This is a genomic window from Clostridium sp. AM22-11AC (assembly GCF_003473545.1).
Taxonomy (GTDB): Bacteria; Bacillota; Clostridia; order Lachnospirales; family Lachnospiraceae; genus Enterocloster.
The window spans coordinates 142,522-154,717 of record NZ_QUCM01000006.1 but is presented as its reverse complement, the minus strand read 5'-3'; the positions used below and the strand labels follow the sequence as shown (position 1 = coordinate 154,717).

Sequence of the window (12,196 nt, the reverse complement as noted above, 5' to 3'; positions counted from 1 at the left end):
TTCCTCAAATTCTTTACTGCTTTTCTTTTTCTGCCTTCTCAACATGAAGAGGCATGCGGATGATAATAGTGGTTCCTTTTCCTGGATCAGACAGGATCTTTAAGCCAAAATCCGTTCCATACAGAAGCTGGAGCCGTTTGTGGACACTGGAAAGTCCAAAGCTGCCTTTCGTGCCTGGAGGCGGATCTAAGGCCTTTTCTATCTGGGCCCGTGTCATTCCCACACCATTATCATGGATCATAAAGAGGACGGTTTCTTCCTCATCATTTAAGATCCCGCTTATTTTTATAGTACCGTTTCCATTTTTTTCTTCCAGACCATGGATAAAGGCATTTTCCACAATAGGCTGAAGAATAAGTTTGGGGATCATAACAGGCATAAGTGCCGGTTCTACAGCAATATTTGCCTGTATTTTATCCCTGAAGCGGGCTTTCTGTATCTGTATATAATCACGGATATAAGACAGTTCCTGGGAAACAGTTATATAAGGATCAGTGTTTCCCATAGATGCACGCAGGAGAGAGGCCAGAGAATAGGTAGTATCAAAAATAGCATCGTTGCCTGCAAGTTTTGCCTGCCAGCAGATGGTATCTAAGGTATTATAAAGAAAATGTGGATTCGTCTGTGCCTGCAGGGAAGCATATTCTGCTTCCTTGCGCAAAAGCTCTGCCTTGTATACAGTCTGGATCAGGGAATTGATCTTCTGGATCATGTGATTAAAACCGGTATTTAAGTCGTTAAATTCATTTTTTGAAATGCCTTCTGCCAGATTAACGGAGAAATCGCCTTCTGAGGCTTTTTTCATGGCAGCTGTTACTGTATGGATTTTTTCAGCAAAAGAGCGTGAAAGCCTGTAGGAAATAAATATTGCCACAGCAGATACTAAAAGTACGCCTGTAATAACAGAAAGAGCCAGTTTTCGTACCTGGGCATGCAGGTCAGAAACTGAAATGATCCCCAGGGATTTCCAGCCGGTCTTAGGAGAAGTAGTATAAAAATACTCATAATCCACAGAGCCGATCTTACGGTTAAAACATCCATTTGTGCCGGTAAGAAAAGGATCAAGATCTGTAAGGAAAGAAGGATCCACTTCTTTGATATTAATAGGCTGGTTTTTGGAATCTAAGATAAGGGCAAATCCTTTCTCATCAAAATGGATATTCTTTACCAGATTGTCAATATAGCTGCTGTAGAGAGAAATATATAAGGTGCCCATATGATGAAAATTCCTGGTACTTTCAATGGGCCGTATCATCTGGATGATCTGTTGCCCGGTATCACTGCGCCAGGTAATTGAGGATATATCAGTCAGGTCAGAAGCTGGGTAAAATAGATCCTCTGTATCCGGATCCAGCCTGGCAGGTACACGAAAAAGGGTATTATTGTCTTTAAATGAAGCAGCGGGGCGGATGGTAATATCCCGCATGGATGCATAGTCATATGTAAGGATCATATTTTTTTCCAGCTGATAGCTGTCCACCCGGCTGATAGACTGGCCGTTTGACAGATTTTCCAGTGCATTCTGGATATAGTTATTATAAGAAATGGAAAGAGAGGTATTTTCAATCTGTACTAATAACTGATCCAGGTTGTCAGACAACTGCTGGATGGATTCTGCTGCATAGGAACTGGATTTCTGGTTGATAATCCGGGAAGCTAACAGATAACACCAGAAGGAGATCACAGAAAGCGGTATCACAGTAAAAATAAGAAACCAGATTAAAAGCTGTTCCTGGATCTTGCGGTTTTTCATTTTATGTCCTCCTGTCATAGTCATAGAAAATTTCCAGTTTAAGAATAGCACAAACAAGAAAAAAAGTATGCAGGTTTTTCATAACGTGTCATATTACCCATATTATATCAGATTCTTTATATTGTTTTTAAATCCATGGATATGATACCATAAAGTCATCAGAAATGAAGCAAATAAAAGCAAAAAACGAAGTAAAAAAAGCAAAAACGAAAGGAAAACAGGAAGGAGAAGAAGTTATGAAAAAAAGAAATTGGGTGATCATGATGTCAGCAGCGGCTCTTGCTATGGCAAGCGTGACCGGATGCTCTTCACAGAATGGGGGAGAAACAACTGCCAAGGCGGAAAATGCAGGTGGAAGTAAAGATGGGGCTTCTGCTGATGGGGTAAAGGAGATCACTATGTGGTATCAGGAAAATAAGACCATGATACCTGCTTTTGACCAGAGAGTAGAAGATTTTAACAAGGAATATGAAGGGAAATATCATCTGACCATTGAGTATATTCCAAGAGGTTCTTCTTATGCTTATGAGGATAAGGTAAACTCAGCAGCTGCAGCAGGGATACTTCCGGATCTTCTTTCTTTAGACGGTCCAAATGTTTCTAACTATGCAGCAAACGGAATTATTGTTCCGATCACCAGCTATGTATCAGAGGAAAGCAAAAACGACATGCTTCCGTCAACAGTATTACAGAATACATACCAGAATGACATGTATACAGTCAGCTTCAATGAAGCAGTCAGCCTGTTCTATTACAACAAAGATGTATTTGAGGAACATGGCTTCCGTATTCCGGAAGGAATTGATGATGCTTACACACTGGATGAAGTGTATGAAATGGCAAAAGAAGTTTCCACTCCTGAAATGGTAGGTATTAAGATCATCATGAATAAGGGCGAAGGCCTGATCTACGGTTTATCCCCATTATTTGATTCAGCAGGTGCACCGTTAGTCAGTGAAGATGGTTCAAAGGCAGATGGCTACATCAACAGTGAAAAGAGTGTGGAGACTGCTGTTAAGCTTCAGAAATTCTTTGATGACAAGCTTGCCAATATTGATCCTACACCTACTGAATTCCAGGATCAGAAGGCAGCTATGTGGATCGCCGGAAACATCAATCAGGTCGTTCAGTTTGATGATTTCCCGGATCTGCATTGGGGAGCAACCTATCTGCCAAAAACAGGCGATCATGTAGTTTCCAACTGCGGAAGCTGGACATTGGGAATTTCTAAAGACTGCAAGGATCCGGATGCAGCTTATGTGGCACTGGAATTCATGACTAATTCTGAATCTACCAGACTTTACGGTGAGGTAGGAGGATATCCGCCTGCAAGAAAGTCTGCTTATGAAAATAATACCCAGTGGGATGAATATCCATACAGTCTTGCAAAAGAGCAGCTTTTTGAGGCGGCTGTTCCAAGACCAAAGACACCAGTTTATACTGTATTGACTTCCAAGTTTGCAGAGGCAATGTTAGATATTTTTACCGGTTCTGACGCAAAGGAATCTCTGGATGCAGTGGCATCTTATGTAGATGATGAATATGCAAGAGTGAAGGATTCTATAAAATAGCAAGTATGAAATAGCAGTAAATGGGATGCCTTCTAAAAAGAAGACATCCCATTCTGGTAAAGGGCATTTGTAAAGGAGGAGTATTGTGAGATATAAGATCGATTCCGGAAACAGTACCAGAATTAATATTACAGGAAGAAGAACAGGGGAGCAGCCAGGCTGTGTTCGCATCTTCCACAAAGGACAGTTGTCAGAGGAAGCATATTACAAATTTTCCGGTTTTGAAACTTTTTTATTTATCTGGGAAAAAGAGCAGGAATATGAGGTGGAGATCAGTGAACTGGAGGTTTCTTTAGCCTATTCTTACTGCCCTGATTGTGTGCTGGAGCAGGGAGTAAGATTTATAGAATTTAAAGATAAGGCGTATTTTTATACAAAAGATAATTTAAAAGATGCGCTGACGCAGGATTACAGAAATACTTTCCATTTTTCTCCTTATAAAAACTGGATGAATGATCCAAACGGTCTTTGCTGGTTTAAGGGATATTATCACCTGTTTTATCAGTACAACCCTAATGGTCAGGAATGGGGAAATATGCACTGGGGCCATGCAGTGAGTAAAGATCTTCTTCACTGGGTACATCAGCCGGTTGCAGCTTATCCGCAGATCGAGTTAAATGGCTGCGAAGGAGAATACAGGGGCGGAGCTTTTTCTGGAAGTGCAGTGATCGAAAAAGATGTGATGCATTTATTTTACACCAGGCATTTCGGAAAAACAGACCGCAGCTGGCAAAGACAGTGGCAGGTAACAAAACAAAGCAAGGACGGCGTTCATTTTACTCATGAAGAATGTGCTGTGTGGGGAACACCAGAAGGTGTTACCTGGCATTTCAGGGATCCTAAGGTTGTTCAGATAGAGGATAAGTGGAATATGATCATTGCAGGTAGCTGTTATGACCGTCCGGCAGTATTCCGTTATGAATCAGATGATCTTAAAAGCTGGAAATATGCCGGGATCTTATATGGGGAAACAGATCCCCAGTACGGTATTGCAGAGTGTCCGGATTTCTTCTATTTAGATGGAACATGGGTTTTGATCGTCAGTTATATTTATGCAGACGGGCGTAAAGATGGACGAGATGTAGTATGGTATACAGGAACTTATAAAGATGGAAAATTTGATCCGGAAAACAAGGGTCTATTAGATGAAGGAAAAGATTATTATGCTCCGCAAAGCTTTGAAGTGGAAGGAGAGCGTATAAGTGCCGGATGGAACTGTCACAGGCTGGGGCAGCATATAGCACAGCCGGGAAGTGCCAACGGCAGCTTAAGTCTTCCGAGAAAATTAGCAGTAAAAAATGGAAAACTATACTCACAGGTAATCCCACAGATCCAGGAACTTTTTACAGAAAAAGCAGAAAACGGGCCGTATTTCCTTTCAATGAGAAAGACAAAAGAAATAAAGGAAAGTACAGTTCTTTCTCTGGCTGGATCACCGGCAGGAAAGGTAAATCTGTATATTGGTGAAACTGCTTTAAAACTTACTCTTGAAAAAGAAGATACAGATGCAAAAGATCAGGCACTTCCATTTGTATGCCAGATACAGACAGATCAACCGGTAGAAGAAATAACTGCATATGTAGATAAAGCGATCATAGAGCTGTTTATCAATGACGGTGAACAGGCATGTACAAGAAGATTTTATCTTCCAAAAGCAGTTTTAAGACCTGTAGAAGAAAAGACAGGTGCATGGAGTATTGATATAAAGGGAATGAGATCCATCTGGTGATCCAATCCGGTAAAAGAAGGGAGATATTATAATGAGGGGCAGAAGAAAAAGCTATGCTTACTTTTTCATCCTTCCAGGCTGTCTGATCCTGCTGATGTTTACCATCCTGGCAGCGGCTCTGGCATTTGGATTTAGTTTTATGGATTTTAACCTGCTGCGGCCAAAGGATGCAGCCTTTGTAGGATTTGAAAATTACATCCGCCTGTTTCAGGATGCCAGTTTTTTAAAGGCAATGAAAAATACACTGTATTTTGCAGTTGTTGTAGTTCCTTATCAGGTTACACTGGCATTTGGTCTGGCACTTTTAGTACGTGAAAATATTAAAGGCATTGGAATTTTCCGGTCTGCCTATTTTTCACCGTTAGTAACATCCATGAGTGTTATCGCTATCCTGTGGACCTTTATTTACAATCCAAATCCAACACAGGGCCTTTTAAATGCTATTTTAACAAAATTCGGCCTTCCGGCCTGCGATTTCCTGCGAAGTGCTGATACAGCCATGAATTCCATTATCTTTATGTCAGGCTGGCATGCAGCAGGACATCAGATGATGATCCTTTTGGCAGGTCTTCAGGCAATCCCGGAAGATCTTTATGAAGCAGCTTCCATTGACGGGGCCGGTGCATTAAAAAAGTTTCTTTATATCACAATTCCAGGTATTAAAAATGTGCTGATCTTCGTAGTTATGATGACGACGATCGCTGCCATGAAGCTGTTTACACAGCCTTACATCATGACTAACGGCGGTCCAAAAGAGTCTACTATGACACTGACCTATTATCTGTATCGCCAGGGCTTCCAGTACCGTAATATGGGATATGCTTCTGCAGTTTCAGTTATTTTCTTTATTGTAGTAGTAGGTATTTCAGTTGTAGTAAAGAAGCTTATGAAAGCAAGATAGGAGGATAAACAGATGAATAAGAATAAAAAATATTTTCTGATCTATGTAGTCAATATCCTTCTGGGACTTTTGTATATTTCTCCCCTGATCTGGATGGTGGTATCTGCATTTAAACCGGAAAACCGTATTTTTGCAGATATGTCCAAAGGACTGGCAGCCTTCTGGCCTGCAGGAGCGACCTTAGATAATTTTAAAGAAGTCTTTGTACGAAGCAACATGCCCCGCTATATCCTGAACAGTGTTACTTATGTTACGATCCTTGTGTTTTTAAGCATGGCAGTAAACTCTGCCTTTGGTTATGCACTTGCAAAATTTGAATTTAAGGGTAAAAATGTGATCCTTACAGTGGTATTATCTTTGCTGGTACTGCCGTTGGAAAGTATTTTGCTATCTTTGTTTTTCATTGTAAATAAGCTGGGATGGGTGGATTCCTATCTGGCACTGATCATTCCTTTTATTGTAAAATGTTTTGACGTATACCTGTTCAGGCAGTTTTTCCTGGATGTGCCGGATGATCTGATCGAAGCAGCAGAGATTGACGGAGCCGGACCATTTAAAACCTTTTTACAGGTCATCATACCGGTATCCAAGCCTGTTTTTGCTACTGTCTTTATTCTGGATTATGTGGCTTACTGGTCCGACTTTATGTGGCCTCTGCTTGTTATCACTGATGCAGGAAAAAGGACGGTACAGCTTGGTATTCAGACATTTTTTACAGAACCTCCGGTTTATTATGGTCCTATCATGGCTGCGCTGACTATTGCATCTGTGCCTATGATCATTATGTTCCTGTTTTTACAGAAATATTATGTGCAGGGAATTTCTACCAGTGGTATTAAAGGTTGACAATATCAAGGTTGATAATATTAAAAAGTCAAAAAATATAAAAAAAGGTCTGCTGATGATATTTTATCAAAAGCAGACCTTTTGCATTAAAAATTATAAATAAATTCAGGATCTGGTACACTTTTTCATAAATAACTGGCCCGGCATTGCAGACGAGAGGCTGGCTATTTTTTTAATGATGTATCAGATGTATCCTTACTGTCATCTTTTTTTAACACCCGTGTCATCAGTCCCATAGCATAAAACAATACGGAAATAAACACGATAGAGAAAATAACTGCCATCAGCTGATTGGCCGGGGCGCCGGTTATTGCAAGTACAATGGCTGCAATAAAAAGGCCTGCTAATAATATTACCATAAGGGCAGCTGATATCCGTTTTAATTTCTTCATGGATTTTTATAACTCCTTTTTATTCTGCCAGTTCTTCCCATTTCTCATAGAGAACTTCCAGTTCTTTCTGGATGGACTCTTTCTCTTTGTTCAGTTCCATAAGGCGGGAAACATCAGTATATACATCTTCCTGGGAGAGGAGCTCATCGATCTCCCCGTCTCTTGTTTCCAGTTCGTGGATCTTGTCCTCCACCTTTTTCAGTTCATTCTGGCGTTTGCGAAGACGGGCCTGCTCCTCTTTCTGGGCTTTCCAGTCCATTTTTCCGTCAGCTAAAGAGCCTGCAGCGGAGGCGGTCATAGGTGCCTGGGAAGAAGCGGAAGATACGCCTGAAACAGCGCTGACACTCTGTGCCTGTGTGCCATTTGCACCGGCTGTACGGTTATTTCCAGCTTCAGCCATCTGCCTAGCGGCAAATGCAGCTTCTACATCCTCTTTCTTTTCCAGATAGTAGTCATAATTGCCGATATAGTTGATAAATGAACCATCCGTCAGATCCAGGATACGGGTAGCAGTACGGTTGATGAAATAACGGTCATGGGATACGTACAATACCGTTCCTGTATAGCGGTTTAATGCGCTTTCCAGGATCTCCTTGGAAGTAATATCCAGATGGTTGGTAGGCTCGTCAAGAAGCAGGAAATTGGCATCAGAGAGCATTAATTTCGCAAGGGAAACACGGCCTCTTTCACCGCCGCTTAAGTCACGGATCAGCTTAAATACGTCATCTCCTGTAAACAGGAAAGCAGCCAGTGTATTGCGGATCTGGGTGTTGTTCATGTTTGGATAGGTATCCTGGATCTCCTGGAACAGGGTTTTATCCATATGCAGTACCTGATGCTCCTGATCATAGTAGCCGATATGCACCTTGGAACCTAAACGGATCTGACCGGAATCAGCAGGGATAATGCCATTGATGATCTTTAAAAGAGTGGTCTTTCCGGTACCATTATTTCCAATGATAGCAACACGTTCCCCCCGCTTGATCTCAAAGTCCACATTGGTAAATAAGGTCTGTGTGTCAAAGGATTTGCTTAAATCTGTAACGGTCAGAACATCATTTCCGCTGACCACATCCGGCTCTAAGCGGATATCCATAGAATCATTTGCCTGGGTAGGCTTTTCTAACCGCTCGATCTTATCCAGCATTTTTTCACGGCTTTCTGCACGTTTAATGGATTTTTCACGGTTGAAAGATTTTAACTTGGCGATAACAGCCTCCTGATGGCGGATCTCCTGCTGCTGGTTTAAATAGGCACGGATGGCAGCATCGCGTAGCATGGCCTTTTTATCGCTGTAGGCAGAATAATTGCCTGAAAATACAGTACAATGCCCCATGTCCAGCTCAATGATCTTTGTTACCACACGGTCCAGGAAATACCGGTCATGGGCAACGATGATCACAGCACCGCTGTAGTTTCTCAGATAAGTTTCTAACCATGCGATGGACTCCATATCCAGGTGGTTGGTCGGCTCGTCAAGGAGCAGGATGTCCGGTTTGGTAAGGAGCAGTTTGCCTAAGGAAACACGGGTCTTCTGGCCGCCGGAAAGAGCAGTGATGGGTTTGGAAAACTCATCCTCTGTAAATCCAAGTCCCTTTAAAACGCCGGTGATCTCGCTCTGATAGGAATAGCCGTCTGCCATTTCAAATTCATGGTTTAAACGGCTGTATTCAGAAAGCTTGGTCTCTAATTCATCACCGGAAGCGGATTTCATTTCCAGTTCCAGGCTGCGAATGCGGGCCTCCATCTGGATCACCGGCTTTTTCACCTCTAAAAGTGCATCGTAAATAGTCTCGGCTCCCTCTAAGTCCTGGTGCTGTGCCAGATAACCGATGGAAGCACCTTTCGCCCAGGTAACAACGCCATCATCAGCGTTCAGTTTTCCGATAAGCACTTTTAAAAGAGTGGACTTGCCGGCACCATTAATGCCTACAATGGCCGCCTTTTCGTGGTCTTCTATATGGAAGGAAACCTGCTTTAAAATGTCATTTTCCCCAAATGACTTGCAGATATTGCTGCAGGATAATATCATGATAAACTCCTTAAAAACGTAGTAAAAATGTAGTAAAATTAAGTATTTTCCCGACAAAATGAGCCGGTTCGCACCAAACAGTATAATATAGGAAAATAATTTTTTCAAGAACATACTGAAAAACAGATTTGACATTTATTTAACGTCTGATTATAATGGATACTAGAGTTATCATACCCCGATAATGCAAGGGGGTGAATCATGAACAAGAAGGAGAGGGTTAAAATGGAACGCAAAGAGATATCAAAAGCAGTAATTTCAAGACTGCCCAGATATTATCGCTACCTTGGCGAGCTGATCGAGGAAGGAGTAGAGCGTATTTCTTCTAATGAACTGAGCAGCAGAATGAAGGTAACGGCGTCTCAGATCCGTCAGGACCTTAACAATTTTGGTGGCTTTGGCCAGCAGGGCTACGGATATAACGTAAAATATCTTTATTCAGAGATCGCAAAGATCCTTGGAATTGACCGTCAGCACAATGTGATCATCATTGGTGCAGGTAATCTGGGACAGGCCATTGCCAATTATACGAATTTTGAGCGGAGAGGATTTGTTATCAGAGGAATGTTTGATATCAATCCAAAGCTGATCGGACTGGTGATCCGCGGCATTGAGATCCGTTCTGTGGATGATCTGGAAACCTTTATCAGGGAAAATAATATCCAGATCGCAGCACTTACCATTCCAAAGACAAAGGCTCCGGAGATTGCTGACCGATTGATCAAAGCCGGCATCAAGGCAATCTGGAACTTTGCCCACACAGATCTGGTAGTGCCGGATGATGTAGTAGTAGAAAATGTACACTTATCAGAGAGTCTGATGCGTCTGTCTTACCGTGTGTGCAACATGCAGGAAAAGTCTGATGCAGAGGATACAAAAAAAGAATAAAAAGAGAGTAAACGTGATGATACTGGGAGTAGGAACGGATCTGGTGGAAATTGACCGTATGAGGAAGGCCTGCGAAAAAGAACATTTTGTGTCACGCACATTTACAGAGGCGGAAAGCCGGCAAGCAGGAGGGTCTGCCTCTAAGCTTGCCGGCTCTTTTGCTGTAAAAGAGGCGGTAGCCAAGGTGTTTGGCACAGGTTTTCGCACCTTTATGCCGGGAGATATTGAGGTTTTGCGGGATGAACTGGGAAAACCCTATGTACGTCTTTATGGTGGAGCTTTAGAACAGTTTGAAAAAATGGGAATGGAGCAGATCCATGTTTCTATTTCCAATACAAATGGACTGGCAATGGCTTTTGCAGTAGGAGAAGGAAGAGGAGAGCAGAAAAAATGAGGACTCTTTTATTAGGAAGAAAAATGAAAGCAACGGATGCCAAAACCATTCAGGAGATCGGTATTCCGTCTATGGTATTAATGGAACGGGCGGCTATGGCAGTGGCTGCAGAGGCAGAAAAGGCAGCAAAAAAAGATGAGATCGTCTGGGCTGTGTGCGGCAGTGGCAATAACGGAGCAGACGGTATTGCAGCGGCCAGAATGCTCCATTTAAAAGGCTATCCCGTATGCATTTATATGGCAGGGGATGAAAACAGAGGAACAGTGGAATTAAAAACACAGCTTTCCATTGCCCGAAAACTGGGAATTTCTGTAAAACCATGGCAGGAGATCGAGACAGAAAAGAAAGGAAAACACTGTTGCGTTATCATTGATGCAGTATTCGGAGTAGGTCTTGGCCGTCCGGTAGAAGGAAATTATAAAAGATGTTTAGATGACCTGAACCAGATAAGAGAACAGGAGCATACTTTCTGTGTGGCAGTAGACATTCCTTCCGGTATCCACGCAGATACAGGCGCTGTTATGGGAACTGCTTTAAAAGCAGATGTGACTGTGACTTTTGGCTGGGAAAAAATGGGAACTGCCCTTTACCCGGGAAGAAGTTATGCAGGAAAAGTGCTGGTAAAAGATATCGGCTTTCCTGAAATGGCATTAGAAGGGGAAGCGGAAGAAGGCGGCAGACCGGAACGGGCTTTTGCCTATGAAAAGAAAGATCTTTGCCACATTCCTGAAAGAAAAGCAGACTCCAACAAAGGAACTTTTGGAAAAGTGCTGATCGCAGCGGGAAGTGCAGGTATGTGTGGTGCTGCCTATTTAAGTGCCCTTACTGCCTACAGAGCAGGAGCCGGACTGGTAAAGATCCTCACAGTAGAAGAAAACCGTCCCATCCTTCAGGGACTCCTTCCGGAGGCGATCATTGCATCCTATACTCCGGATCAGCTTCTTCAGGGAAGAGAAGAATTTAAAGAAATGATCGAGGAACAGATGAAATGGGCAAGTGTAGTGGTTTTAGGACCGGGACTTGGAAGTGAGCCTTATGTAGAATATCTGGTAGAGGATATACTTACCAGTGCCTATGTTCCGGTGATCCTGGATGCAGATGGGTTAAATACCATTGCATCCCATCCTTATCTTACTTCTTATTATACAGAAAATATTATCATTACCCCACATCTTGGTGAAATGGCAAGACTTACAGGACAGACCATCAGCCAGCTAAAAGAAGATCTGGTGGGAGCAGCCAGTGCTTATGCATCCCGGTATGGAGTTACCTGCGTATTAAAGGATGCAGCTACGGTAGTTGCAGGCCAGGAAGGCGGCCTTTATATTAATACCAGCGGCTGCAGTGCCATGGCAAAAGCCGGTTCCGGGGATGTGCTTACCGGTACGATCGCGGGACTTTTAGCAATTGGCATGGAAGAGGAAGAAGCAGCCCGCATGGGTGTGTATGTTCACGGTCTGGCAGGAGAGAAAGCAGCCGGGGCAGGAAGCCACAGTCTGCTGGCCACAGAATTATCCCAGGCAGTAGGGGATGTTATGGACGAGGCAGTGAGACGCAATGGGTAAACCGTACCAGTTGCAGCAGAATAAATATGTTGGCAAAAACTGATTGAATGACTGGGAAACCTTCTTGAAAAATGCGGCGTATGGTGTATAATTAAAGCTTAGCGCACTTTAGTGCGTTTTCAGAA

Annotated in this window: 10 protein-coding genes; 7 read left to right on the top strand and 3 right to left on the bottom strand. The window is 42.7% G+C overall.

Annotated features, from left to right (window positions below):
* Positions 1–13 precede the first annotated feature (13 nt).
* A complete protein-coding gene (locus DW251_RS08530) occupies positions 14–1,753 on the bottom strand; it encodes a sensor histidine kinase (RefSeq protein WP_182433599.1) in 1,740 nt (579 codons plus the stop codon).
* A gap of 236 nt (positions 1,754–1,989) precedes the next feature.
* Between DW251_RS08530 and DW251_RS08525 the strand changes: the two genes are divergently transcribed.
* The 4 genes from DW251_RS08525 (at position 1,990) to DW251_RS08510 (ending at position 6,800) form a co-directional block, all read left to right on the top strand.
* Complete coding sequence (locus DW251_RS08525; protein ID WP_118740777.1) at positions 1,990–3,324, top strand: extracellular solute-binding protein; 1,335 nt, start codon at positions 1,990–1,992, stop codon at positions 3,322–3,324.
* Positions 3,325–3,409: 85 nt separating this feature from the next.
* The gene (locus tag DW251_RS08520; protein WP_118300758.1) at positions 3,410–5,053 is read left to right on the top strand and encodes a glycoside hydrolase family 32 protein; all 1,644 of its coding nucleotides are present in this window, start codon (positions 3,410–3,412) and stop codon (positions 5,051–5,053) included.
* Positions 5,054–5,084: 31 nt separating this feature from the next.
* Positions 5,085–5,954 (top strand): sugar ABC transporter permease, encoded by an 870-nt coding sequence (locus DW251_RS08515; RefSeq protein ID WP_118300756.1) that lies wholly within the window; start codon positions 5,085–5,087, stop codon positions 5,952–5,954.
* Between the two features lie 12 nt (positions 5,955–5,966).
* Positions 5,967–6,800: a carbohydrate ABC transporter permease gene (locus tag DW251_RS08510; protein ID WP_021871377.1), complete on the top strand. Its 834-nt coding sequence runs from the start codon at positions 5,967–5,969 to the stop codon at positions 6,798–6,800.
* A gap of 164 nt (positions 6,801–6,964) precedes the next feature.
* Here the strand turns inward: DW251_RS08510 and DW251_RS08505 are convergent, their stop codons facing one another.
* Positions 6,965–7,192, bottom strand: coding sequence for a hypothetical protein (locus DW251_RS08505; protein ID WP_021871378.1), 228 nt, complete (start codon positions 7,190–7,192; stop codon positions 6,965–6,967).
* 19 nt (positions 7,193–7,211) lie between these two features.
* Complete coding sequence (gene abc-f / locus DW251_RS08500) at positions 7,212–9,224, bottom strand: ribosomal protection-like ABC-F family protein (RefSeq protein ID WP_118300754.1); 2,013 nt, start codon at positions 9,222–9,224, stop codon at positions 7,212–7,214.
* Positions 9,225–9,449: 225 nt separating this feature from the next.
* Here abc-f and DW251_RS08495 point away from each other — a divergent pair, with 225 nt between their 5' ends.
* Genes DW251_RS08495 through DW251_RS08485 form a run of 3 tightly spaced genes read left to right on the top strand, consistent with a single transcriptional unit; the run spans position 9,450 to position 12,071 of the window.
* A complete protein-coding gene (locus DW251_RS08495; protein ID WP_021871380.1) occupies positions 9,450–10,112 on the top strand; it encodes a redox-sensing transcriptional repressor Rex in 663 nt (220 codons plus the stop codon).
* A gap of 16 nt (positions 10,113–10,128) precedes the next feature.
* Positions 10,129–10,506 (top strand): holo-ACP synthase, encoded by a 378-nt coding sequence (gene acpS, locus DW251_RS08490; RefSeq protein WP_021871381.1) that lies wholly within the window; start codon positions 10,129–10,131, stop codon positions 10,504–10,506.
* Positions 10,503–12,071 (top strand): NAD(P)H-hydrate dehydratase, encoded by a 1,569-nt coding sequence (locus DW251_RS08485; RefSeq protein ID WP_118300752.1) that lies wholly within the window; start codon positions 10,503–10,505, stop codon positions 12,069–12,071. The genes acpS and DW251_RS08485 overlap by 4 nt, the downstream gene beginning before the upstream one ends.
* Positions 12,072–12,196: the final 125 nt, after the last annotated feature.